The organism is Clostridium sp. (assembly GCF_032576335.1).
In the GTDB taxonomy this organism is placed as follows: Bacteria; Bacillota; Clostridia; order Oscillospirales; family Acutalibacteraceae; genus Faecalispora.
Genome location: NZ_JAWFXC010000001.1, coordinates 176,435 through 200,450, shown reverse-complemented (window position 1 = coordinate 200,450; position 24,016 = coordinate 176,435). Strand labels below are relative to the sequence as shown.

The window sequence follows — 24,016 nt, the reverse complement described above, 5'->3', positions numbered from 1 at the left end:
ATAATAATGTATTAAATCTTGCCGAATACAGGCGAACACGCCGCGGCAAAAATGGGATAAAGGCAGGTGACCGGCGCAGTGCTAGGAACAGATATTGCAATCGATCTTGGAACGTCTACAACTAAAATTTACTTGGATGGTAAGGGAATTATACTCTCTGAGCCGTCCGTTGTAGCATATGAGCAGGACACAGAAGAAATTGTGGCAATCGGCAGTGACGCGTACGCAATGATCGGCCGAACCTCTTCTAAAATCTCGGTGGTTCACCCGCTGTGCAACGGTGTAATTTCCGATTTTGCACTGGCACAGTATGTGATACAGCACTATTTGAAAAAGGTGAGCGGCAGTAAGGTTGTTATGCCGCGCGTGGTCGTAAGTGTTCCCTGCGATATTACCGAGGTAGAAAAGCGCGCGGTGGTAGATGCAATCAGCGCTTCTGGTGTGCGCAAAATCTGTCTGATTGAAGAGCCGGTAGCTGCGGCACTCGGCGCGGGGGTAGATATTTCAAACCCACATGGCTGCTTTGTAATTGATATTGGCGGAGGAACCACCGACATGGGCGTTATTTCGCTAAGTGGTGTTGCAATTGCACGGTCTATCAAGCTGGCAGGGGATGCGTTTGACGAAGCCATTATTAAGCTTGTTCGTCGTAAGTACAATCTTTTAATCGGCTTGCGTATGGCGGAGGAAGCCAAAATAGCCATTGGCTGTGTATACCCCCGTAAAGAAGTGGTAACCTACCGTGTAAAAGGCCGCAACATGCTCACCGGCTTGCCACAATGGGCAGACGTCAGCTGTGATGAGGTTTTAGAGGCTCTTCTGGAGCCTGCCATGCAGATTATTCGTACTGCACAGGAGGTGCTTGAGAAAACGCCTCCCGAGCTGATGGGTGACATTGATACCGACGGTATCATTCTTACGGGTGGTTCGGCACAACTCTATGGATTTGATACTCTAATTAGCAAGAAAACGAAGATGAAGGTGTTTGTACCGGAAAGCCCGGAGAACTGCGTAGCAGTGGGTGCTGGTAAAGCAATTAAATTCATTGACGATATGGAAAACAAAAATTATGGCGTGCTCAACCCGTTGAGTGCCGCTTATTAAGTAACAAAAAACAGGCCTCTTTACTAGAAGTCTGTTTTTTTTGTAGTGTATATAAAGCATGAATGATTAAAACAGCCATGAGAAAATACTCTCATGGCTGTTTTTTATCTTTAAAATCAATTTCTTATTGAGCAGCAGTACAGCATAGCTTTTCAGCTGATTTTCCAGCTTTCTGGTATTTGTCTACAATCAAATTCGCGCATTTATAAATGTCGCCACCGCCTAAAGTAAGAATTAAATCACCAGGCTGTGCGTGCTCTATTGCGTAATCTGCCATTTCTTCAAAAGTATCTAGACATACACAGCCCGGAACCTTTTCGGCAAGATCCTTTGCATAGATTTGGTACGTATTCGTTTCACGAACCGCTAAAATGGGGGATAGTACCACATGCTCTGGAATCGACAAAGCCTTTGCAAAGTCCTCAAGCAGAAGGTAAGTACGCGAGTAGGTATGCGGCTGGAATAATGCCCATACTGCACGGAACCCCATGCGGGAAGCAGCCGTCAGCGTCGCACTAAGCTCTGTGGGGTGGTGAGCAAAATCATCGGCTACGGTAATACCATCAAATTTGCCTAGCATTTCGAAGCGGCGGTGTACGCCGGTAAAGCGGCCGAGACTTTCTGCCGCGATTTTGGGGTCAATTCCAAGGTGATCTGCCACTGCTGCGGCTGCTAAAGCGTTTAGCACGTTGTGTTTACCCGGTACTGAGAGGGTAATATCAGATATTTTTTCCCCATTTTTGTAAACAGAGAAGCTTTCACAGGCTTTCGGCAAATCAGAAATTCCGTAAGCAGAGTAGTCATTGTTTTCGTTCATGCCAAATGTAATAATTCTGGCATTTTGAATTCCCTCCACTGCTTTGCGACAGTTCGGGTCGTCACCGTTAATCACCAGTAATTGGCTGGTTTGGGAAGAAAACTGGTGAAAGGATTTAATAATATTCTCCAGCGTTCCAAAATAATCAAGGTGGTCGGCATCAATGTTCAGTATTACAGAGATTGCGGGAGAAAGCTGAAGAAAGGTGTCTACATATTCGCAGGCCTCACAAATAATGGTTTGGCTTTTGCCAACGCGCCCGTTACCGCCAATGGCAGGGAGCTTTCCACCAATGACAGCCGAGGGGTCTGCGCCGCCGTCAATGCAAACCTGCGTAATCATTGCGGTAGTGGTTGTTTTGCCATGTGTACCCGAAACGGCTATTGAGTTTTTGTAGCGTCGGCTGACGATTCCAAGCATCACAGAGCGCTCAATAGTTGGGATGCCGCGCTCTTCGGCTGCCATAAGTTCCGCGTTGTCTTTTTTAACCGCCGCAGTGTATACCACCAACTCAGCATTGCCAATATTCTCTGCTTTGTGCCCCATGGTAACGGGGATTCCGTAAGAACGGATTCGTTCGAGTGTGTCAGATTCGTTCATGTCTGACCCAGTTAACTCAAAACCTTCATGGTGTAAAATTTCTGCGAGAGGGCACATGCCAGAGCCGCCAATACCAACAAAGTGGATGCGCTTCACCTGATCTAAAATATCATGCTTCATAAATTATGGACTCCTTTTATCCTGTAATCGCCGAACAGACGGCGCGTAAAAATTGAAACGTCGCTGCTTTTTGTTTAAAAAAGGCTTACCTATCTATTATATTGCTTTCACCTCATAAAATAAACATCTTTTTTGATTTTTCAGCAGAAAAACCATCCTTGTATTCTTTTATGCAATCACACCGCTACGCATAAATCCATACTATATTTTAGCAGACGAAATAGGAGGTTATGAAGCTTGGAATGGAACAGCTTTGGAGTGATCGGCGGCGATCAAAGGCAAATAGCGCTGGCGGAATCCATCGCGGCTGACGGATATACGGTATATGCCTATGGGTTTGATAAAACGGCAGGGCTCAAAGGAGTTCGGCCTGCGGAGCTTAGGGACCTTGCCTTGGTTTGCGACACGATTATTCTGCCTTTGCCGGTAACGCGGGATGGGCAGCATTTGAATACGCCGTATAGCAACGAACTCATAGAGCTTGATGAAGAGTTTGCACAATTAATGCGAAATAGGAGAGTGTTTGGAGGAATGATGGATCGGCTGTATCAAACCAGCGAGCTATGGCAGGAGATTGACACCAGCGACTATTTTGCCAGAGAAGAACTGGCGGTGCGCAATGCAGCGCTTACAGCAGAGGGAAGTATTGAAATAGCAATGAAAGAGTACCCCGGCTCTATCGGGAAATCTCGCTGCCTTGTAGCAGGGTTTGGCCGTATTGGGAAAGCACTTGCTTACATGCTGCGTGGCCTTGGGGCAAAGGTTACCGTAAGTGCCCGCAGGCCGGAAGACTTTGCATGGATTGACGTGTATGGTTACGAGCCGGTTCACACCGGCAGTATTTGTCAGAAAGAACAATACGATATTATTTTTAACACCATACCGGCCCGTGTGTTTACCAGGCGGGTGTTATCTGCCATACCCACGGATACGATTTTAATCGATTTGGCGTCTGCTCCCGGTGGTGTGGATTCGGAAGCGGCGGAGAAGCTTGGAATTCGTGTGATTCCCGCTTTGTCTCTGCCTGGTAAGGCTGCCCCAAAGGCGGCTGGTGAGGTAATTAAAAGGACTATTTACAATATGATGGAGGAGTGAGAGCCTTGAGCGGATTAACCATAGGATATGCATTAACAGGCTCGTTCTGCACCTTTGAAAAATCGGTGGAAAAGATGCGCCATTTAATAGAAGAGGGGCATAAGTTAATTCCGATTATGTCGGATAATGCCTATTCTACTGACACGCGTTTTGGCCGTGCGCAGGACTGGAACCGTAAGATTGAAGAGCTATGCGACCACGAGATTTGGCATACGATTGTTCAGGTGGAACCGATTGGGCCAAAGCGTTTGGTCGATTTAATTTTAATTGCACCTTGTACAGGGAATACTCTAGCTAAGCTGGCGCATGGAATCACAGATACCTCCGTAACAATGGCGGCAAAATCGCATTTAAGAGTGGGTGGGCCTGTGCTGCTGGCAATGTCTACCAATGACGCATTGAGTGCGGCAGCTCAAAATGTGGGTCGCCTCATGAATACGAAGAACTATTATTTTGTCCCGATGGCACAAGATGACCCGGTAAACAAGCCAACTTCTGTGGTGGCAGATTTTGGTCTTTTGCTCCCAGCAGCACTCAGTGCGGTGGATGGCAAGCAATTACAGCCGGTTTATTTAAAATAAAATCAATCAGGGCGTTTTCAGGTGAAAACGCCCTTTTAATCGATTCAAATTCATAAAATAATTTTTTATCTTACTTAAGATAAATACAGTATCTTTACACAGGAACATACAGCGGCTGTAAAAAAAGGGAACACGCCGAAACAGGCATGTTCCCTTTTACTAGCTATTGCTTTTCTCTTGTTTTTACATCGGAAGAATTCAGCTTTGCAATTGTGTTTTGGTCAGCAATGCCGGTTACCTCCATTTTGTTCAAGTACTGAAAATCCTTGACGGCTTGTTCCGTGCCCTGTGTGTATTCCCCGTTAATGGCAGTAAACATATATCCCAATTGATCGAGACGAGTTTGCAGTGCTTTCACAGCATCGCTTTTATCTCCGCGCTTATACGTTCCAGAGGGAACTGCACCTGCGGCTGCTCCGCCGGAAGACGATGCCGGTGCATTACTCGAGCTTGAAGCAGAACTGCTGGAAGAGGGGGAAGAAGAACTACTGCTGTTGCTTGAGGATGACGGCTTAGAAGGAGCGGAGCTAGAGGGCTTGGAAGAGGGGAGAGTGCCCTCAAGTAGCTGCGGGTAAACCGTTCCTGCCATAAAGCTAACGGCTTGAACCATACCACGGCCCTGGTATTCCATGTATTCTGGCTTCATTTCAAATACACGGTTTTTTTGCACTGCTTCCAGCTTCTTGTAGTCGGCAGACTGCTCAAGCTGCTTTTTTACACCCTCAGCGCAGAATATGTACTGCGGATTCGAAATGGTCATCGCCTCAGTGGTGGCCTGCCCGCCGCTGATTCCTGCAAATGCGTTAACCAGCACGGCACTTTCTATGAGTTTGCTTGCTAGCATATCTCCCGTCACTGCTTTGCCTTTCGCATCGTATAAATAGCAAACCGTTACCGGGGAGTTGGATTCCGGAATGATGCGTTCAATATCATCCAACGTTAAGAAGATGTTATTTGCCGTCTTAACTCCCTTTTGGTAGCCAGTGGAGCCGCCCTTAATCGCAGAACCAACCTCGGAATAGAGGCGTTCCAAATCGGTTCGGCTTGTAGCGGCTGGAAGTATAAGGGATAGAATTCCCTCTTTCTGCAAGGCGGCGGTAATATCATCCCCGGGGTTTTTATCAAACAAGGCCAAGGTCGCACCGGTAGCTTTTACCGCTGCCGCGTCTTTGGGTTCTACATTCGGCAGAACAGAAAGATCGCTCTGACCGCAATCGCTGGATTTCGCTTTTAGTGAAATTTCATAGCCCATGGCCAAAATAACATCGGCAAGGTTCGGCGAAAATACGGCAACTCCGGCCGGTTCATTTTTTAGTGTTACGGTCCCGATTGCTACGGGGAAATCCTTTTCGGTTGGGCCGGAACTAATATCTGCTTGCCCTGAGCAGCCTGCAAAAGCAGAAACAATCAGTGCCGCTGAAACGATTCCTGCAATCGTTCGTTTCCATTTTCCCATACAATCCTCCCAGAATCTTATGTTTTCAGTTTTTCTATGACAAAATTGTACCATAAAATTATAAATAAAATATGAAGTTCTGCAAAGTAAGCAGTTTTATAAAATACTTTTTCCTTGGCGTATACGGGATTCTACAAGGCGAATATATTGCTGTGCACAGCGTGGGGAACGCCCGGCGCGTTCCAAAGCAAAGCGCTCCGCTCCAATGAAAAGCTCTGGAAGGTGCTCTGTAATGCCGTGCTGGTGTGCGAGCTTTTCAATAATATCTAAGTACTGCGCCTTGTCAGGCAACATAAAGCGTACGGAAAGGCCAAAGCGGTCCGCCAGAGAAAGACTCTCCTGAATGGTATCACCGCGGTGAATCTCATCGCCCTCTCGGTCCGAAAAGGTTTCACGCAGCAGGTGACGCCGATTAGAGGTGGCGTAGATCAACGTGTTTTCCGGTCTGGAGGCTAAGCCGCCTTCCAGCACAGCCTTGAGGGAGGCATAGGTATCGTCTTGCTTTGAAAAGGAAAGGTCATCGATAAACACAATAAAACGCATTGGTAGGCCAGCTAAAAGCTCGACTAGCTGGGGAAACTGGGGAATATCTGCCTTAGGCATTTCAATCAAACGCAAGGTGGGGAACTCGTGCAGCAGTGCTTTTACGGTAGAGGATTTTCCTGTGCCACGGTCGCCGTACAGCAAGCAATTGTTGGCGGGCAGACCCTTTACAAAAGCACTTGTGTTTTCCAGAACCATGCCACGCTGCAGCTCATAGCCTTTTAAATCTTTGAGAAGTGTTGGGTCGGGATGCAGAACAGGAGAAAGTATACCATTCCTCCAAATAAAAGCCCGGTTGCGGGCAAAGTGGCCGCAGCCATTCTTCTTATAAAACTCTTTTAGATGCACGGCCCATTCTTCCGGCTGTTCTTGCTTAAGCGGTTCAATGGCTTGTCCGTTTTCCCAAAAGGGTAAATTGAAATTGTTTGAAAGAGTGCTTGCCGCAAATATATCTTGCGCAGTAATCGCTGACAGCTCTTTGAGTATTTTTAAATCTCGCATTGCGGCCGATTGTATTAAAGAGGAAGGCTCACCCCCGCTTGCGTGTGCAAGTGAGAATGCATTCTCATCATATAAAACTGGTTCCGTAAATGCCCAAGAGAACTTTGTTTCGGCATTTTTTGCACTAAGGGTAGAAAAAAGCTCTCCCCAAGCTACCAAAAAAGGCTCGGGATTTTCATTGAGAGCCGTACGTAGTAGTTTAATAAAAGCTTTTGGCACACCTTGCTCCAGTACACCTCGATATATGGAAAGTGAAGCTATTTTATATACAGCCTCCTGTATTTGTAACACGACAGTTGCCCCTCTCTTATGATTTACTGTTATTGTACCGTTCGTAAGACTTGAAGTCAATAAAAGTGCTTGACTTTTGCATACTTTCTCTATAAAATAAATAGGCACGGACAACAGCTGTTCTATAATATGATTGGGTAGCTTCTGCTTAAAATCTTTAAGAACATATAAAAATTGCTTGCCGCGTGTATTAAAATAAAATATGGAGACGTATCGAAGTGGTCATAACGAGCCTGACTCGAAATCAGGTTGTCCGCAAGGGCACGTGAGTTCGAATCTCACCGTCTCCGCCATGAGCCTGTTTGCGGTCAATGTCCGCTGGCAGGCTCTTCTTTTGTGCTCTTTTCTACGCCTCTACGCCCTTTTTGAGGGTGTTTTTTCTGTTTTCGTAGAAAACAAATGCGCCCAATCCATTGGTATATAAGGCTTTGTAGTGTTTTTATAAAGCAATCCGTAGAAAATCATTCGATTGGTTCAAGTCCACTCGGTTCAGCCACTCGGTTTCTTTCAAACATCCCATCCATAACCAAGCCCGATTCGATCTGTGCATGGAAGTCTAGGTGCGAGTAAATATCCGCTGTGGTCGAGAAGGTGCTGTGTCCAAGCCAGATTTGAATTTGCTTTATAGATATTCCGCTTGTCAGCAGCAGACTGGCGCGGCTATGTCTGAGATCGTGGAAGCGAATCTTTTTGAGTCCGAATTTTTTAAGCAGTTAGCTGAAATGCTCTGTGACATAATTAGGGCGAATAAGCTTTCCGGTTTGGTCGAGGCAAATGTAATCGAGATATTCCCGGCAGTAAGAGCGTTTTGCGCTCAGTCTGTCTTAACACAGCAATGATCTCATCGCTGGCATCCGGATACATTTTTCAGAAATCCGGCATGATAAATTTCTTTGACATATGCTTGTCCTCCAAATTTTCAAAATGTGATTAAAACAAAGGACAAGAGGAGGTGATCGACACCGAGGAATGATTTTGAGCGGTAAAAAAAGAGCGTACCGATAGACATGGCTGTCCGTTGGTAAGCTCTTGTATGTTAATTCATATTCTACCTGCTCTGCTGGTTCGTGTTGGTGGGAATAGCTATCCGCTGAGGAACATAGGCTTTTTTAACGAGTTACCTATGTAAAGATCAGTTATGTGGATTGCTTAATGTCGCTGCAGCAAATGCGCAGCGGCGTGGTCTGTATAGACCAACACATAAAAATCCCTCCAAACTTTACGGGTTTGGAAGGACTTTAGGAAATATGGACATGGGAAAAGGCCCGCCAAACTCACGTTTTTTTATTTGGCGGGCTTCGCCTATCTATTAAAATGATGTTGTATTTTTTAGATACTATTGATTATCTTTCTGATCCCATCCATCAAAATCATCCTCATCTTCGGCTGAGTCAGCTTTGATGATTTCTCTTTTCTCCACATCCTGGGGAACTGTCTTATCAACCTTGGGGGATTGATGATATATCATCCAGCCAAGTGCGAATAGAATGACCGCAAACACACCGTATTCAAGGCAATTGGTCATGTAGAAATTCATGATATTGAACTCGTTGTCGGAAGTTGTAAGCTGACCTTGCTTTATCAACAGGGCAATCTGCTGATAGCAATTTATAATTGCCCAGCTAGTGTACAGCAATAGTAATCCTGATAAACAGTACAGGAGGATCCCGGCGATTTTCGTTTTCATATTGAGGTTCCTGCCTTTGTTTTATAGGTTTGCTGCGTCCTGTCGGACTTACGTATTACACCCAAGAATATTAAAATTGCGCCTATAGCTGCACACATGGTTTTTCCAGCCCACACGGAAAACGGCACTGTGAAAGCCGGTTCGCCCCCCGTTCCGATTGGCAGGGACAACGGCATTTTCTGAAAAAAGCTGCTTCCAAATAAATCAAGAGCATTCGGTATAGGGAGATACCCAAGCAAAAAGAGGAGCGGCATCACCGCATAGATTAATGCGGGATGTATTTTGCCTATCATAATGCCGATACCGAGAACAAACAGCATAGCAGGAATCAGCGTCAGAAGCGCAGGCAGGAGAAAATGGGTGAAATCCGTGTATCGGAAGTTTACCGCATAAAACCACATGCTTACGCCGACCGAAACAACGGAGATACACACAAATCCTACCATCATTGCACCGCAGCGTAACACTCCAAGCTGTTTCTGATCCATAGGCGTAGTATCAGTAATGCGGCGCACCTCCTGTTCCTGTCTAGAGTAGAAAAAGGATACAAAGAACAGCAATGTAATCAGTAAAATCGGCAGCATTCTTGAAAGATACATCCCAAAGCTCCATTCGGAAAATGGGGCCGTATTTGCCGTTCCCAGCACGATTTCACTGGCCATTACCTGATAGCTGTATAAAAACGTGATAATGAGCAGGCCTGCAAAAAACTTGTTGCATAGAATACGGTGCAACTCATACTTAAATAGCTTCATCAATGTTCAATTCCTCCTCTGTTAAACCGCAGGCGTTTAGAAAATCATGCCATGTGATAAAGGGCGGATGCTCTGTGCCTCCATTTTGATACAGTCCGGTTAGAACAGCATCCATCTTATCCTCCCCAATCAATTGAGCGGCCTTATATATTTTTAGAGCCATCCCCGCATGAGTTCTGATGGTTGAAAACTCCACCTGTAAGTCGGCAATGTACTTTTCTGGGAGAATATCTGCATATTCAGGATGCCGGATATAGAAATTACGGTTCATGCTGTTCCACGCCTTTTTCCATTCTTCCACATGATGTTCTATGGCATAATCTTCACCATACATCTCCTTTGCCAATCGGTAGGCGGCATAGACGGAAAGGCCGCTATTCGTCCAATCTGAATTTTCAGCATCCATCACCATAGCGCCTTGCAGCCACCATGTTTGAATGATTTCCGTAGAAAGACTGTCCGCAATGGTTGCTCTGCTGTGGGTGTTGATTGCTCCATTTTCACTGAAATTGGATTCGTCCATGATGTTCAGGTTACCGGAGCTGCCCCCGCCGAACATATGCCCCGCCGTTTCCAAAATACTAAAGGGCTCGTCCTCCGTATACCTCAACGGGCCAAATTGCTTTGTACAATAGGCAATGGTATTCTCTAGAATCTGCTCAATACCCAGCTTTTCCATCTGATCGTCGTGCTTCTGGCTGTAATAAAAATAGATTGGTGCTTCACTGCCGGACAGTTCTTTTTTTACGTAGTTCCCGGCAAACAGACTGATGGAGCCGCTTGGATCATCAAAGCACCAAGTTTTTGTACCGTCAGTATTCTCCTGTATGACCTGTGCCGGTTTGCCGGAGGAAATCAGTTCAAGCCCCGCCGGAAGAGTAATTTCTCCGGTAACACCGGCACCCTTTGTTGATGCATTGAGTACAGGACGAAGATGGATACCGCTAAGCTCCACATAGTCCTTTTCTATCTTTGCACCGGATAAGTGTTTTCTGGTTTCCGACCATATTTTGGGATAGCCCTTGTACTCAACTTCCAGTCTGATCTCTTTTTCAGCAGGCAAAGAAACAATAATGTCTTTCATCTGTTCATGATCGTTTTTCTTGTCTGTAAAAGAAACTTCTTTGCCATTTGCGGTAATGCGGTCAATGGTATATCCGGGATTCACCTGTAACGTGCAATCCTGCGGCTTGCCGCTGCTGTTTTTTAACTGATACACCGCTGTGCTTCTCAGGTAGGAGCGGGAAGCATCAATATCCGTATCAAGTTGTGTTGATACCAATGTGAGGTTCGGGTTTTCTTCGGCATAAGGACTGTCCGTTACAACAGTGGTCTGCGTACCGCCGACACCTGAACCGTAAATTTTAACCGGAGAGTGATCGATATACGGTTCCGCATGATAAAGCATAATGCCCACACACAGGAAAGCAATGGACAGGACTGGAAGGTAGGCTTTGCGAGAATTATGAACAAAAGAGCCCAGCAGCCCTTTCCGGTGGTTGCGTACACAAAGGAGTGAAAGGAACCATATCCCCAACAGGATACTCAGCCAGAACAGGCGGTTATAAGTTGCCGTGCGAAAGACAATCCCGTTGCTAAAATCGTCAGACAATCCCGGCACCAGCGGATTGATCCAACGCAGGATATATTCGCTTTCTGCCCATGTACTCAAGCTGAAAAATGTAAATACGGCAAACAAGACAAAACTTAAGTCCACCCTGCGGATCATCTGATAAAATGCTGTTGCTGCTAAAATTGACAGCCAAAGGGACGGCAGCATCAGGATGAAGAAACAATCCATATATTCTGAAAAATCAAACACCGCTCCTATTTGATAGACTGTATAAGGCAGATAAAGGACAGCGGCAGCTACCGTTGCGGCAAGGGATGCCGTGAGCAAGGAAATTAGCTTTGCCACGCTAAGCAACAACGGAGAGGCGATACTCTCGGTCAGTGCATCGGTGTGATACTTGTATACCCGATCTAATTCATAAAGTGCAAGGAGCGCGAACAGAATCCCTCCGGCAAGTCCTCCAGCCAGCACCGGATTTGCCAGTACAATGCTGGAAGTTGTGGCAGTAACAGCCGTTTGATGTACACTGTATCCTACAATAGGACAAAGCAGCGTAAGCACCATGACCAGCCATGTGGATTTCGACCGGAAGATACGGTCTGTTTCTACCTTCATGTAGGAAAAGAAGCTCATTGTTTATCTCCCTCCTTGCCAATCAGGTACATATAGGCATCTTCCAGCGTAGGCTCCACCGCCTGCGCACCAAGCGGTAACTGTTCTGCGACAATGCGGTAATGAACGCCGTTTGCGGTATTCACCCGTGCAGTTACCTTAAATCCCTGTTCCTTCTGCTGATTCTGCAAAAGGCCCACATGACCCCGTGCTGACAAAATCAATTGCTCCGGCGTTCCATCAAACAGTATTTTACCGTGGTTAATTGCAATCAGTCGGTTGCACACGGATTGTACGTCCTCAATGATATGGGTGGAAAGCAGCACAATTTTATCCTGTGCATTTTTGGAAAATAAATTGCGGAAGCTGATTCGTTCTTCCGGATCAAGACCGACTGTAGGCTCGTCAAAAATAAGCAGCTCCGGCTTTCCCAAGAGCGCTTGTGCAATACCTACCCGCTGACGCTGACCGCCGGACAGTGTTCGGATTTTTGCGTTCCGCTTATCCGTTAGATTGGTCTCCTGAATGACTCGTTCAATATCCTGCTTGCTGTTACGAATCCCTTTCAATGCTGCCATGTAATCAAGAAACTGACAAACGGTCAGTTCGTCATACAGGCCAAAGCTCTGCGGAAGATAGCCGAGCTTACTTTTCAGCTTTTTCTCCTTGCGTACAAGGGGTTCTCCATCAAGGAGGATATTACCCTCTGTGGGCAAAAGTCCGGCAGTCAATAGATTCATGAAAGTGGATTTTCCCGCACCATTCGGGCCTAACAGCCCGATCAGGTTGGGGCTTTTTATGTCAAGAGAGATATCTCGTAAGGCGATTTTTCCTGTCCCATAAGTCATATTGAGATTTTGTACTGATATGTTCATCGTGTCATTTCCTTTCTTTTTTGCTGATAATAAGAAGTCACGGTTTGTTAAAGCGTCACTGCTTGCCTTTCTGCGTAATATGGGCCGGACGTTCCAGTATTTGTACCTTACCTCGCTTGAGCTTCAGCACAACATCGGCTTGCTTGGCAAGGGCGCTGGAGTGTGTAACCATGATGACACAGCGCCCTAAGTCATGGGCACTTTCTTTTAGAATCCCGGTGATTTCCTCCGCAGTTTCCTCGTCCAGTAAACCCGTATAAAGTTACCTGTCTGTTCATGGATTCGTCATTGGCAAAATAGCTGCCTTCTATACTTTTGAGTGACAGATGTTTCCCATCGGGTGATTTTAACTCCGCAGGCCCAATCACCTCTGCATTATAATTTTTTACTCCTGAAACCTTGGCAACTTTTTCAGCTATCTCTTTGGTCAAAGTTTCTCCCACATATTCTATGGCAGTTGTGCCGTTTCCCAGGTCCCTTTGCACCTGCTTGGACGAATTACGGGTATCCTGCTCCATAACAAAACCGCCGCCAAGGGCTTTTCACAAATTTTCTGAGGCTTCTTTAGAGGCATTTTTAATGGAAATGGCCGATAGAGCCAGCGTAGCAACAACCAACAGGATGAAAAAGAGCAGTGCGCTATACAATGCAGACTTGTTTTTACTCATGCATTGTATCCGTCCAATGTTTCACCAGTTTGTCATGGCTAAAATTATTTTTGGACAAAAAAATACCCTCTGCCTGTTTTGACAAAGAGTATCAATTGAAAGTTAAAAGGAAATTTTGAATCTCATTCCCTTGTTGAAAGGAACAAAAGAATAGCGAAAATGATACGCAATTAAAATTTGCGCTGTGATATATAGGCCCAATCCGCTTCCGCCGCTGTTTTTTGCTCTTGAGAAATCCGGACGATAAAAGGGTTCAAAGATATGTTCTAAATGTTCCGTTGCAAGAGGGGTACATTCATTTTCGATGATGAGCTGTTGCTTTTCGGTATATACCCGGATTTTTCCTCCGGGAGCAGTGTAGTTGACCGCATTGGATAGAACGTTGGAAACAGCCTTGGAAAATGCGTGCGGCGGTATCTTGACGGTAAATGTATCGGGTACATCTACTTCCATAAGCAGTCCCTTGGTCTTGGCAATCAGCAAATAAGGGTCGAGCATCTGCGTCAGATACTTAACGAGTGGCACATCCTGCACTTCTTCATCCCCGGCAGAAAAATTCAGTTTTGATGTATCCAGAATGTTACCGATCATTTCGCTTAGTTTCTCAATCAGCCCTTTGCATTTTGGCAGGTAAGTATCATAATCTTTGAATTTACCGACACCTAGCATCATATTATCCAGCATAAAACCGACCGCCGTGACGGGTGTTTTCAGTTCGTGAGAAGCTGCTCGCATGAACTCCACTTTTGACTTTTCTATCTCGCTGACATGATTAATTTCTTTCTGCAGGCTGTCAATTGTGGAGAGTAAGCTTTTATAAAGAAAATTAACATTTTCCGCAAGTTTTCCGATTTCATCTTCGCTATTCACCTCACAAACGGCCTGTCTATCCATCTTCTCCATTTGTTCCGTTGTTTTAGAAATATGAGTAATGGGGCTTGTCAGCCTTTTGGAATAGAACAGGGCAAATGCCACGGAAATAATAAGACAGATCAACAGCGTAAAAGGGAGTATTTCAAGTACGACATTTTTCGCTTCGCTGACAGGCTGTAATGTTATCATGGTTTCCAAGCTGCAGGACTGTCCCGATGGGTTGGTAAATGTTTCTTCTGTGCGAATAAACTCCGCAGACGGATATAAAACTATTCCGTTCTCGATCTCAATGGTGTTGGGTGGAAGCTCTCCCGCCTTGCCGTCAAAGGGAGAAGCCTGAAATGAAAAGTGGGAATTATCATCGCCTGTAATATTCTGAATGTAGATTGATCCATATACAAGAGATTCCCCGTTGTAATTAAGTCTTGCAAACACTTGGTTCTGTTGAGTGTATTTTTCAGTTTCTGCTTTTGCCTGACCAATGTCCATTTTTTGAAGTCTTTGCACCATTTGGTGATGATTTTCTTTCATGACGCTTTCTTTTTGATTGACATACACAATCGGCATCAAAGCATAAATCAGGGCATGACCGATCAAGGTGATAACCACCATGAGAAACAGCGTATATAAAAAGGTTTTAGGAAATAATTTCATTCTTTTCATTCTGATCCCTCAAGTTTGTATCCAATCCCCTTGATTGTTTTGATGCAATCAATTCCCAGCTTGTTTCTCAGCCTGCTGATATACAGATCAATGGTGCGGTCGGATTCGGGAGATTCCAGCCCCCATAATTCATCCAATATCTGATTTCGCGTCAAAACCAACCCTTGATTATCAATCAGGAGTTTCAGAAGCTGCAGTTCCTTTTGCGCAACATCAACAGGCTTGTTTTCTTTATAAACAGTGTAGGCAGAAAAGTCAACCACAAGGTCTTGCCACCCCCAGCTACGCACATCTTTACCTTTTCCAGCCCTGCGAAGTAATGCCGTAATACGCTTTCCCAATAACACAATGGAACAGGGTTTGGTGATGTAATCGTCGGCAAGTCTATCAAAGCTGGCAATTTGCGTCTGCTCGTCCCTAATCGCTGTGAGCATCAGAACCGGAACATTATTGTTTCGGCGTATTTCTCTAAGAACCTCCATGCCGCTTAATTTAGGAAGCATGATATCTAAAACAATAGCGTCTATTAGAAAACTTTCAAATAAACCAAGTGCCTGCTGTCCATCAAAGGCTGCGTGAACCTGATGACCCGCACCTTTCAAATACTCACAGATACTATCGTTTGTATCCGGATCATCTTCAACAATTAAAAGTCTTGCCACGTTTTCACTTCCTTTCATCAGAGAAATATAATAAGTTTAATATCGCAATGTGTCACCAGTATATCATAGGCGGTATTATCTTTACTTTTTGTTTTCTTTTAGCCTGCTGTCTGCAGGCTTTTGTGCATCCTTGGGAATCGCCCATGCACGGCCGAAGCGAACCGCTCCGTTAATTCTGTTTTCTTCACAGAGCTTTTGTATTCTCCGCTTGGAGATTTCCCATTTGTCAGAAGCCTGCTGCACAGATATATAATCAAGCATTTGTATTCCTCCACCATGTATATTGCACACATTATATACGCATTAGCGAATGAAATCAACACTCCTTTCAGAAGACATTTATTCACTTTTATAATCATCATTGGTTCGTTCTCAATCCTATGCCCATACTGTAAAATTGGGATGGGAGGTGAACTAACAGTGGAGGAATTACTGAACTCATTTGGCCAGACCATAAACGCCCGGATTGCAGCAGGCATGACACAGGATGCGCTTGCGGAACAGACCGGAGTTACGCCAAGATACATAATGGCCATTGAGAATGAAAACAAAACCCAAGAATGCCGGTGCTGCTTAAACTCATCCGCACCTTGAAAATATCAGCCGATACAATCTTTTATCCGGAAATTCAACATACGGACAGAGAAAAAGAACAGCTTTTGCACATGATCCAGCTGTGCGGTGAAAAGGAAATCAAAATAGCCGCCGCAATTCCCTTTACCGTTTAGTAGTAGGGCCGAAATACCCCTTTTTCTGTCGTGTATCGTATGCAGTGGGAGATTTAATCTTGACAAGCGACCAACGGTCGCTATATAATGAAAAAGAAACGACCATCGGTCGCTACAAGGAGGTATCGTTATATGCCAAAAGGAATTATGCTTACACCGGATCAACAAGCAGCACGCCGGGAAGAGATAGTCGGTATTGCTTTACGCCTCATAGCTGAAAATGGATTCCAAAAAACATCAATGAGGGAAATCGCGGTTTTAGCAAACATGGGAAAGTCCAGTCTGTATGATTTTTTCAAAACGAAAGACGAGATTGTTGTATACGCAGTTGAGAAAGAAATAGAAGAAACAATTCAAAAGGTTCATGGGATTATTGCCGATGAATCCTCGCCGGAACAGTGTCTTAGAAAAATCATGCTGAATCATCTTGGAGTACCAAAGCAGTATCGAACGGTGCTGATGTGGTTAAATACAGAGTCTGACTATTTAGAAGAAGAATATCGAAAGCGGCTGAAAACTGGGCGTTACGCATATCAGGATATTATAAAATCCGTGATTGAAGATGGAGTGACTTCAGGTATTTTTCGCAAAACAGATGCTGATCTTATGGCGCGATTGCTAATTAACTCCGTTATAGCAATCGTCTATACGTCCCGCCCGTCAGCCAGCCCAGAAAAAATGCTGGATGATACAATGAATATATTTCTACACGGAATTATGAATGATGGAGGTGAATGATTATGATTTATTATATCCTACCCTTGTTGCATAAACAGGCAACCCTTGAAATGGTCGGCGGAAAAGGTATGTCTTTATCAAAACTTTTGACTGCGGGTATCCCTGTGCCGGACGGCTTTCATGTTACGACTACCTCATACAAGATTTTTGTTGAAAAGAACCATATTCAGCCTCACATTAATAGGTTGCTGGACGGTATTGACTCTAACAATACCAGCCAGCTTGAAAATGTATCTACGCAGATAGGGATGCTTTTTCATAATGGAGAAATGCCGCAGCAAGTATCAGAGGCAATTAAAACCGCATATGCCGGATTGGGAAATATAGCGGTTGCTGTCCGTTCCTCCGCAACCGCCGAGGATTTGCCTGACGCTTCTTTTGCGGGCCAGCAGGAAACTTATCTTAACATACAGGGAGAGAATGAAGTCCTTGCCGCTGTAAAACGGTGCTGGGCTTCTCTGTGGACAGCTCGTGCTATTGCTTACCGCATGAAGAATAATATAAAGCAGGAAGTTGTCGCACTTGCCATAGTCGTACAAAAACTTGCGTTTTCTGATGCGTCCGGCGTTATGTTTACGCTAAACCCCATCAATGGCAGACGTAGCGAAATGATTATCAATGCCGCATGGGGGCTTGGTGAAGCGGTAGTTTCCAGCTTAGTCACTCCCGATACAATCGTTGTGGATAAGAACGCCGAACGAATTGTATCGTATGAAGTAGCAAACAAAGAGATTATGACGGTCCGTACCTCAGACGGAACGGAAGAAATTCCGGTTCCCGAACGCTTGAGAAAGAAACATTCTCTTACACGCAATCAAGTCATGGGATTGACACGGCTTGGACAGAAAATTGAACAGTATTATCAAATGCCTATGGATGTAGAGTGGGCACTGGAAAAAGATAAAGTGTATATTGTTCAGGCTCGCCCCATAACTGTCCTGCCTCCGGAATGGGTGTTGCCAGAAAAGGATGTTATATATACAAAGGGCAGTCTGGCGGAACACTTGCCAAATCCGGTTACTCCTTTATTCGCCACGCTTGGACTTGAAATTATCAACCGTGCGTCGGAGCTTTTATGGGTAGATATGTTTGATAAAAGTGCAAAAAAACTACTGCCGGAGAATGGAGCATATACGATTATTAATGGATATGTCTATCTTTCCGCTAAATCAAAGCCACTTTTGATCGCTGTCAAATCCCTTTCGCCCCGCTCTTTGCGCCGGGCGCTAAAGAACAGCGTTGCACGCTTTGAAGCCGCTCGAAAAGAATTTGAGGCTGTAATGAATCAATGGGAAGAAATATCCCTGCATACACTAAATGCGCATCAAATAATGGAGGGGATTCAGACCGTATTTTGTGCCGCGTGTATTTATTTTACAAGGATTCAGCTTACATTGCCCGCTGCCTCTATTAGCGAAACATTATTTACAAAATTATTTCAGGGAGCTGCCCGCCGTGCTGGTATAACAGATACTTCCGTTTTCCTGCTTGGGTTTGATACGATTGCTCTGCAATCGGAAAAGAACCTGTGGAGCCTCTCGGAATGGATAAAGCAAAATAACACCATGAGCCTTTATCTGCGAAATAATCTCACAACAAAAATAGTGGAAGATTTCATGTCCTCAGTTCTGCCTGCCGGAGTTTCGCAGGAAGCATGGATAGAATGGAAAACCCGAATCAATCAGTATTTCAAAGAGTTTGGCCGTACCGCTTATGAATTTGATTTTGCGTATTCTACACCGCAGGAAACGCTTAAGCCTACCCTTGAATCCATAAAAACATTCGTGGAAGGAAAAGGGGAAAGTCCTTTTTTACGCCAAGCTGCATTTAAAAAACGTAGGAAACAGGCAGAAGATAATATTTTACAACATATCGGCATATCACGTAAAAAACTGTTTTTGCAGTTACTCCATTGGGCGCAGGCAACCGCCCCCATGCGTGAAAACGCTATTTATTTGATGGGAATGGGGCATCCGCTTATTCGCCGAATGTTTCAGGAACTTTCAGAACGCTTCCTGCGCGGTGGAGCTATTTCACATCTGGATGATATTTACTGGCTCACAAAATGGGAATTGGAAGCACTCATAGAGCAGTTGGATAAAAATATACCTTTATCTGATATGAATGGGGCAATACCTGCTCGAAAGGTGGAACTCGAAAAATACCGGAGCTATGTGTCCCCCTCTCAACTGCCGGAGAAAACCGGAAAGAGCGTATCACGCACACCACAGAAGCAGAAAGACGGAAAACTTATGTTGACGGGAATTGGCACCAGTACGGGTGTTGTGACTGCTCCTGCCTGTGTCCTAAATAGCCCTGCAGATTTTGAAAGCTTCCAGCTGGGAAGTGTGTTGGTTGCCGTTACCACAACTCCCGCATGGACACCTTTGTTTGCCTCCGCAAGTGCGATTGTAACGGACATTGGCGGTCCACTCAGCCATTCAAGCATTGTCGCACGCGAATATGGCATCCCTGCCGTCATGGCGGCACACACCGCTACACGAACTATCAAGAGCGGGCAGATGATAACGGTGGACGGGGCTGCGGGAACGGTGACAATCAATGAATAAAAAGCCTATGTTTGCCTTGAATCTTGCTACCTTTGTGATTGCGTTAGGATATAGCCTAATCATTCCGGTTATGCCGTTTTACATGGAAAACCTCGGCGCGGGTGGCCGGGAACTTGGCTGGCTCACTGCCGTATATGCTCTGGCACAAACAGTATGCGCTCCTTTGTGGGGGGCGCTGTCCGACCGAATTGGCAGAAAGCCGATTATCAGTATTGGTATTATAGGCTATGCTATCAGCTTGTTCCTGTTTGGCTTGGCTTCCTCCTTTTGGACGCTGTTTATCGCCCGTAGTTTATCCGGTATTTTGTCATCAGCTACGTCTGTTGCGTCTTTGGCGTATGTGGGAGATTCCAGCTTGGAGGACGAAAGAAGCAAAAATATGAGTCAACTCGGAGCTGCAATGAGTGTAGGCGTAATGATAGGGCCGCTATTGGGTGGTGTTCTTGCGGGGTATTCGCTTGCACTTCCATTCTTTACAGGAGCCGGAATTTCATTCATCGCCTTCATATTAATTGTAACGCTTTTACCGGAGTCAATTGAGCGGTCTGTACAGTCGCACAAAAGAGAATCCTTTGATTTTGCACACCTAAGAAGTATGCTTCTTGATTCCACAGGAATTATTCTGTTGCTTATTTTCATCGTGAATTTCTGCCAAACCGGATTGCAAGGTATCACGGGGTTGTATTTTGTTGATAAGTTTGGGTTTACCACCAGGCAGGCTGGTGTTATTTGGATGGTGCTGGCAGGTGCTTTGATTGTAGTACAAGGCTTTTTGACTGGCCCTTTAGAAAAAAAGACTGGCGAGAAACGACTAATATTGATAGGCATATTTTGCAAAGCGTTGGTTGCCTTTGCTATGGTATTGACATCAGGCTTCGTCAGCGTGCTGGTGGTTTTCAGCTTGTTTGCAGTATCTTCCGCTATTACGGTACCCACACTAAATGCAAGTCTTTCAAAAGTAGCCAATGAGCACAAAGGAACACTCATGGGATTTGCCAGCACTGCCGGAAATCTTAGCAAAGTCGTTGCTCCTCTGTTAGCTGGGTATTTGTATGAAAGCAATATCGAATTACCGTATATTGTTATGGGAGCGATAGCCCTAATCGGAGTGCTTATATGCTTTATCTGGATAAAAAGGAAGTAGCATATTTAACATTTTCAGATTCCACTATAATACTATACTTTTTACTTTTAGGACTGTGAGGTAATATAACATTTTGAGAATAAATGAATGGTTGTTGTGCCCAATCTGCAACGGCAAAACACGAATAAAATTACTGGAGAATACGGTATTGGAGAACTTTCCTCTGTTTTGTCCCAAGTGCAAACATGAAATAATTATTAACCTAAAAAAATTCAATATCTCCACCATAACAGAGCCAGATGCTAAGACACAGAGCCGATAACCATTGAGGGAACTCATGGGAATCGGCTCTTTTTTGTAACCGCCAAATAAAATAAGAGAACAATTATTGAAGCCGGAGAATCGGAGTGCGGAAACGCACTCCGATTCTCCGGATATTTTGTTTTCTGGAAAGGAACAGTCATGATGGTACGCTATATGAAACAAGCAGATTGCCTGCTACGATTCAAACAATCTAAGCGCCACCCCTGGTAGGATACCGCCGGACGAAAGGCCACGCGGTCCGTTCCAAAGCTGAGGCAGCTGCCCGTACCTTTCCCACGGGTTCATCAGCTAGTTGAGAAACAGAATACGGCAGGCATTAGGGGAGTCTGGTCGCTGACAATTAAGCAAAAGTCTTCTCTTCCTCAAGAGGTAGGCTTTTTAAATTTTTAATAAATTTCGATTATAATCAACCTGTTGAAACTATAATGGATAATCGTATATAATTAACCATGCGTTATTATTTCTACCTGGAGGCGAAACGATTGAGCGGCTTACAAGGATATATTTCGGCGCGGGAAACGTCATACAAATCGGGAGTATCCGAACGGCGTGTGCACCAATACTGCCAAGCCGGACGTAACGCGGGTTTCCCGTTTCAGACGTTCATGGGCTATTCCAGCTGATGCAAAAAAGCTCACCGATTCCCGTAAAGAACAAACCGAAAGGAAGTGATTGCCATGTTGCGTGTTGCCATTTGTGATGACCAGCCAAATGAGCTTGCCATCTTAAACGACTACATAACAGAATACCTTGATAACCATGCTTTGGATGTGGAGGTCAAAAGATTTTCGCATCCTGATATACTGTTAACTACCATTGAGTCTGAGAGCTTCCAGCTTTACATATTGGATATTGTTATGCCCATGGTCAACGGCATTGAACTTGGCAAGGAAATTCGCCGACTTGATCGCGAGGCGCAGATTATCTACGCTACCAGCGAGCCTCAGTTTGCCTTGCAGGCCTACGCCGCGAGTCCAATCAACTACCTTGTAAAGCCCATCGAAAAGCAGACGCTGTTCGACACGCTGACCCTTGCCATCTCCAAAGCAGACCTTGCCGAGGAACAGGCCTTTACAGTCAAAACTTCTGAAAGTCTGAGAGTAATTAAGCTGGTCGATATCGCCTGCTGCGAGTACCGCAGCCACACGGTCGTTTTCAGCTTGAGAAACGGAGAAGAAGTCATCAGCCGAACTGTACGCGAGAGCTTTTTGGAATATTGCGCGCCAATTTTAAAGGACAGTCATTTTCTGCAATGCCACAGCTCGTTTGTAGTCAACATGCGCCGGGTGGAACGCTTTTCGAAAGACAGCTTTACTCTGTACGGTGAAAAAGTAGTGCCTATTGCGGCAAAGCAATATGCTTTGGTACGGGATAATTATATGGATTACTTGATGGTGAAGGAGGGAAAGAGATGAGCGAACTTTTTCCCGACTTTCTGCGGGCAGTGGTTTCCACCACTGCAAATGTTCTACTAATGGGAACTCTTTTACAGCCAAAGTACTCTAAAAAAATCACCGTACTAACTTTGCTGGGGATTCTCGCTGCCGATTTGGGCACGGCGGTCTATTGTTATCTCAGCGGAAACCTTACCTTGCTTTCAAAGCTTGACATCGTCCTGTTTGCAGTGCTGTGTTTTGCGGTGCGGCCTTTATTTAAGGACACCTTCATGCAGTGGCTGTTTTCTTATATCACCCTCCAAAACATCAGCGATATTGTGATTATTCTTAGCTTTGAAGTCTGCAGGCATTTGCCTTATCCAGCCTACGCCAATTCGCTGCTACGTGCGATTCTGTTCGGCGCTTTTCTGCTGGTCTTGTCACGCTATGTACGTCCGCTGTATCGGCAGGCGGTAGAGCATTGGACGGCGTATTTCGCCGTTGCTCTGAGCCTTTACCTTACATTCAACTACTATGTCATGAGTGCGGACGATATTATCGTGATGCTGACTGAACAGGCCATACCGCTGCTTCTGGTGATCTTTATCGGGCTTGCTGCCTACGCTTCCATTTTCCTCTCGCTCAAGAATCTTCAGCGGGAGTTTCAGGTGAAGGAGGAAAACCAGAAAATGCAGGCAGAGCGGGAATACCTGCAGCTGGCAGCGGGCAACATGTCCCAGCGGCTTATGTTCATGGAAGAGGTGTCGGCTCAAAACAGCCGCGCCGCCCATGACCGCCGTCATTTTAACAATGTGCTTCTGGAGCTTTTAGAGCAGGGCAAACCCGGTGAGGCCGCCGCTTTGCTGGAAAGTCAAAATCAGACGACGCATGAAATCAGCAGGGTCTATTGCGAAAACCCCGCCGTAAACGCCGCTGTCTGTCATTATGCGGGGCTTGCGAAGCAGGAGGGCATTCCCACTAAGATTGAACTGGACATTCCGAGAAATCTGACCGTGGATTCCTTGGAATTGGCCATGGTGGTCTCGAACCTGATGGAAAATGCAATCCGGGCCTGTGAACGTCTGCCTAAAAATCAGACCGCCTATCTCCGCTTTACCTGTCGGAGTGTGGGACGGTTGCTGCTGGAAATAGAAAATCCCTGTACAGAGGATACCGTACTGGATGAAAGCGGCTATCCTATTGCGCACGAAGAAGGGCATGGAATCGGCAGTAAAGGGGTGATTACCTTTGTGAAAAAGTATGATGGCGAACTGCTGTATAAAGTTGAAAAGGGTGTTTTTAGGGTGCGTATTCTTGTGTAGGAGCACGTTATTTTCTATTTGTCAATAGCGAATTTTAACTGAATAGATATTTTTAAGTGTAAAAATGAGCCTTTTAAGTGTAAAGGCTCATTTTTATTTCTTTATATGTTAATTTATCCCTGTTATTTTGTGGGAATATCTATTTACTTTTTGTGCAAAGGTGTGTGATGAAATGGAAAAACGCAGGAGTGAGGATGCACCGCTCTTCGCTCCCAATGCCGGAGGAAACGTGTGGCCAAAGCAAGTTTGCCTTGTATTTGAGCCAAGAGCGGATGCTCTGGAAGGGTTGCGGCAGTGCTGGTACTGCCAGTATGCTGATTTCCATCTCAACGAGCCTCGCGCACTGGATGTGGGCGTGTGCTACTGGCCTAGAAAAGTAATACAATGAGGAGGGTTAA

22 protein-coding genes, 1 tRNA gene and 1 pseudogene are annotated in these 24,016 nt (G+C 45.3%); 12 read left to right on the top strand and 12 right to left on the bottom strand.

Translation table 11 applies throughout. The annotated features are described in order from the left end of the window. The first annotated feature begins 78 nt into the window (after positions 1 to 78). Entirely contained in the window at positions 79 to 1,104 is a 1,026-nt protein-coding gene (locus E7L17_RS00885; RefSeq protein ID WP_316321376.1) for a rod shape-determining protein, read from the top strand. 124 nt (positions 1,105 to 1,228) lie between these two features. Here E7L17_RS00885 and murC read toward each other — a convergent pair whose 3' ends face one another. Then, the gene (gene murC, locus E7L17_RS00880; RefSeq protein ID WP_316321375.1) at positions 1,229 to 2,641 is read right to left on the bottom strand and encodes a UDP-N-acetylmuramate--L-alanine ligase; all 1,413 of its coding nucleotides are present in this window, start codon (positions 2,639 to 2,641) and stop codon (positions 1,229 to 1,231) included. 237 nt (positions 2,642 to 2,878) lie between these two features. Here murC and dpsA point away from each other — a divergent pair, with 237 nt between their 5' ends. Together dpsA and E7L17_RS00870 are read left to right on the top strand one after the other, a co-directional pair. Further along, a complete protein-coding gene (dpsA, locus tag E7L17_RS00875) occupies positions 2,879 to 3,736 on the top strand; it encodes a dipicolinate synthase subunit DpsA (RefSeq protein WP_316321374.1) in 858 nt (285 codons plus the stop codon). A 5-nt stretch (positions 3,737 to 3,741) separates the two neighbouring features. Then, positions 3,742 to 4,317, top strand: coding sequence for a dipicolinate synthase subunit B (locus E7L17_RS00870; protein ID WP_085832297.1), 576 nt, complete (start codon positions 3,742 to 3,744; stop codon positions 4,315 to 4,317). A gap of 163 nt (positions 4,318 to 4,480) precedes the next feature. On the opposite strand, the gene E7L17_RS00865 is transcribed toward E7L17_RS00870, so the two are convergent. Beyond that, positions 4,481 to 5,773 carry a peptidoglycan-binding protein gene (locus tag E7L17_RS00865; protein ID WP_316321373.1) on the bottom strand — a complete coding sequence of 431 codons (1,293 nt, stop codon included), beginning with the start codon at positions 5,771 to 5,773 and terminating at the stop codon, positions 4,481 to 4,483. A 96-nt stretch (positions 5,774 to 5,869) separates the two neighbouring features. Beyond that, positions 5,870 to 7,108, bottom strand: a complete 1,239-nt coding sequence (locus E7L17_RS00860; RefSeq protein ID WP_316321372.1) for an ATP-binding protein — start codon at positions 7,106 to 7,108, stop codon at positions 5,870 to 5,872. Positions 7,109 to 7,312: 204 nt separating this feature from the next. Here E7L17_RS00860 and E7L17_RS00855 point away from each other — a divergent pair. Beyond that, a tRNA-Ser gene (locus E7L17_RS00855) sits at positions 7,313 to 7,401 on the top strand. 168 nt (positions 7,402 to 7,569) lie between these two features. Here the strand turns inward: E7L17_RS00855 and E7L17_RS00850 are convergent. The 9 genes and pseudogenes from E7L17_RS00850 to E7L17_RS00810 form a co-directional block, all read right to left on the bottom strand. After that, a pseudogene (locus tag E7L17_RS00850) lies at positions 7,570 to 7,917 on the bottom strand (tyrosine-type recombinase/integrase); the annotation flags it as partial. A 527-nt stretch (positions 7,918 to 8,444) separates the two neighbouring features. Beyond that, positions 8,445 to 8,795, bottom strand: coding sequence for a hypothetical protein (locus tag E7L17_RS00845; protein ID WP_316321371.1), 351 nt, complete (start codon positions 8,793 to 8,795; stop codon positions 8,445 to 8,447). Continuing rightward, on the bottom strand, positions 8,792 to 9,550 hold the full coding sequence (locus tag E7L17_RS00840; protein WP_316321598.1) for a hypothetical protein: 759 nt from the start codon (positions 9,548 to 9,550) through the stop codon (positions 8,792 to 8,794). The genes E7L17_RS00845 and E7L17_RS00840 overlap by 4 nt, the downstream gene beginning before the upstream one ends. Continuing rightward, positions 9,537 to 11,756 carry a hypothetical protein gene (locus E7L17_RS00835; protein WP_316321370.1) on the bottom strand — a complete coding sequence of 740 codons (2,220 nt, stop codon included), beginning with the start codon at positions 11,754 to 11,756 and terminating at the stop codon, positions 9,537 to 9,539. Before E7L17_RS00835 ends, E7L17_RS00840 begins: the two co-directional genes overlap by 14 nt. Then, positions 11,753 to 12,610, bottom strand: coding sequence for an ABC transporter ATP-binding protein (locus tag E7L17_RS00830; RefSeq protein WP_316321369.1), 858 nt, complete (start codon positions 12,608 to 12,610; stop codon positions 11,753 to 11,755). Before E7L17_RS00830 ends, E7L17_RS00835 begins: the two co-directional genes overlap by 4 nt. A gap of 191 nt (positions 12,611 to 12,801) precedes the next feature. Then, positions 12,802 to 13,128: a hypothetical protein gene (locus E7L17_RS00825; RefSeq protein ID WP_316321368.1), complete on the bottom strand. Its 327-nt coding sequence runs from the start codon at positions 13,126 to 13,128 to the stop codon at positions 12,802 to 12,804. Positions 13,129 to 13,380: 252 nt separating this feature from the next. Further along, positions 13,381 to 14,814 (bottom strand): HAMP domain-containing sensor histidine kinase, encoded by a 1,434-nt coding sequence (locus tag E7L17_RS00820; protein ID WP_316321367.1) that lies wholly within the window; start codon positions 14,812 to 14,814, stop codon positions 13,381 to 13,383. After that, positions 14,811 to 15,476 (bottom strand): response regulator transcription factor, encoded by a 666-nt coding sequence (locus tag E7L17_RS00815; RefSeq protein WP_316321366.1) that lies wholly within the window; start codon positions 15,474 to 15,476, stop codon positions 14,811 to 14,813. Before E7L17_RS00815 ends, E7L17_RS00820 begins: the two co-directional genes overlap by 4 nt. 81 nt (positions 15,477 to 15,557) lie before the next feature. Beyond that, positions 15,558 to 15,737, bottom strand: a complete 180-nt coding sequence (locus tag E7L17_RS00810; RefSeq protein WP_316321365.1) for a DNA-binding protein — start codon at positions 15,735 to 15,737, stop codon at positions 15,558 to 15,560. A 159-nt stretch (positions 15,738 to 15,896) separates the two neighbouring features. On the opposite strand from E7L17_RS00810, the gene E7L17_RS00805 reads away from it, so the two are divergent. The 8 genes from E7L17_RS00805 (at position 15,897) to E7L17_RS00770 (ending at position 24,006) form a co-directional block, all read left to right on the top strand. After that, the gene (locus E7L17_RS00805) at positions 15,897 to 16,070 is read left to right on the top strand and encodes a helix-turn-helix transcriptional regulator (RefSeq protein WP_316321364.1); all 174 of its coding nucleotides are present in this window, start codon (positions 15,897 to 15,899) and stop codon (positions 16,068 to 16,070) included. A gap of 266 nt (positions 16,071 to 16,336) precedes the next feature. Beyond that, positions 16,337 to 16,942, top strand: coding sequence for a TetR/AcrR family transcriptional regulator (locus tag E7L17_RS00800; RefSeq protein WP_316321363.1), 606 nt, complete (start codon positions 16,337 to 16,339; stop codon positions 16,940 to 16,942). 2 nt (positions 16,943 to 16,944) lie between these two features. Next, on the top strand, positions 16,945 to 19,512 hold the full coding sequence (locus E7L17_RS00795) for a PEP/pyruvate-binding domain-containing protein (protein ID WP_316321362.1): 2,568 nt from the start codon (positions 16,945 to 16,947) through the stop codon (positions 19,510 to 19,512). Continuing rightward, positions 19,505 to 20,656 carry an MFS transporter gene (locus E7L17_RS00790; protein ID WP_316321361.1) on the top strand — a complete coding sequence of 384 codons (1,152 nt, stop codon included), beginning with the start codon at positions 19,505 to 19,507 and terminating at the stop codon, positions 20,654 to 20,656. The genes E7L17_RS00795 and E7L17_RS00790 overlap by 8 nt, the downstream gene beginning before the upstream one ends. A gap of 73 nt (positions 20,657 to 20,729) precedes the next feature. Next, positions 20,730 to 20,918 (top strand): cysteine-rich KTR domain-containing protein, encoded by a 189-nt coding sequence (locus tag E7L17_RS00785; RefSeq protein ID WP_316321360.1) that lies wholly within the window; start codon positions 20,730 to 20,732, stop codon positions 20,916 to 20,918. Between the two features lie 679 nt (positions 20,919 to 21,597). Next, positions 21,598 to 22,335 (top strand): LytTR family DNA-binding domain-containing protein, encoded by a 738-nt coding sequence (locus E7L17_RS00780; RefSeq protein ID WP_316321359.1) that lies wholly within the window; start codon positions 21,598 to 21,600, stop codon positions 22,333 to 22,335. After that, entirely contained in the window at positions 22,332 to 23,618 is a 1,287-nt protein-coding gene (locus E7L17_RS00775; protein WP_316321358.1) for a GHKL domain-containing protein, read from the top strand. Before E7L17_RS00780 ends, E7L17_RS00775 begins: the two co-directional genes overlap by 4 nt. Before the next feature lie 172 nt (positions 23,619 to 23,790). After that, complete coding sequence (locus E7L17_RS00770) at positions 23,791 to 24,006, top strand: hypothetical protein (RefSeq protein WP_316321357.1); 216 nt, start codon at positions 23,791 to 23,793, stop codon at positions 24,004 to 24,006. The last annotated feature ends 10 nt before the right edge of the window (positions 24,007 to 24,016 follow it).

What these genes read in the sequence shown, in the direction of transcription:
- E7L17_RS00795 (WP_316321362.1), top strand. Translation starts at nt 16,945, where the DNA reads ATGATTTATTATATCCTACCCTTGTTGCATAAACAGGCAACCCTTGAA.
- E7L17_RS00865 (WP_316321373.1), bottom strand. Translation starts at nt 5,773, where the DNA reads ATGGGAAAATGGAAACGAACGATTGCAGGAATCGTTTCAGCGGCACTG.
- E7L17_RS00845 (WP_316321371.1), bottom strand. Translation starts at nt 8,795, where the DNA reads ATGAAAACGAAAATCGCCGGGATCCTCCTGTACTGTTTATCAGGATTA.
- E7L17_RS00780 (WP_316321359.1), top strand. Translation starts at nt 21,598, where the DNA reads ATGTTGCGTGTTGCCATTTGTGATGACCAGCCAAATGAGCTTGCCATC.
- E7L17_RS00830 (WP_316321369.1), bottom strand. Translation starts at nt 12,610, where the DNA reads ATGAACATATCAGTACAAAATCTCAATATGACTTATGGGACAGGAAAA.
- E7L17_RS00800 (WP_316321363.1), top strand. Translation starts at nt 16,337, where the DNA reads ATGCCAAAAGGAATTATGCTTACACCGGATCAACAAGCAGCACGCCGG.
- E7L17_RS00810 (WP_316321365.1), bottom strand. Translation starts at nt 15,737, where the DNA reads ATGCTTGATTATATATCTGTGCAGCAGGCTTCTGACAAATGGGAAATC.
- E7L17_RS00825 (WP_316321368.1), bottom strand. Translation starts at nt 13,128, where the DNA reads ATGGAGCAGGATACCCGTAATTCGTCCAAGCAGGTGCAAAGGGACCTG.
- E7L17_RS00770 (WP_316321357.1), top strand. Translation starts at nt 23,791, where the DNA reads ATGGAAAAACGCAGGAGTGAGGATGCACCGCTCTTCGCTCCCAATGCC.
- E7L17_RS00775 (WP_316321358.1), top strand. Translation starts at nt 22,332, where the DNA reads ATGAGCGAACTTTTTCCCGACTTTCTGCGGGCAGTGGTTTCCACCACT.
- E7L17_RS00790 (WP_316321361.1), top strand. Translation starts at nt 19,505, where the DNA reads ATGAATAAAAAGCCTATGTTTGCCTTGAATCTTGCTACCTTTGTGATT.
- E7L17_RS00840 (WP_316321598.1), bottom strand. Translation starts at nt 9,550, where the DNA reads ATGAAGCTATTTAAGTATGAGTTGCACCGTATTCTATGCAACAAGTTT.
- murC (WP_316321375.1), bottom strand. Translation starts at nt 2,641, where the DNA reads ATGAAGCATGATATTTTAGATCAGGTGAAGCGCATCCACTTTGTTGGT.
- E7L17_RS00820 (WP_316321367.1), bottom strand. Translation starts at nt 14,814, where the DNA reads ATGAAAAGAATGAAATTATTTCCTAAAACCTTTTTATATACGCTGTTT.
- E7L17_RS00835 (WP_316321370.1), bottom strand. Translation starts at nt 11,756, where the DNA reads ATGAGCTTCTTTTCCTACATGAAGGTAGAAACAGACCGTATCTTCCGG.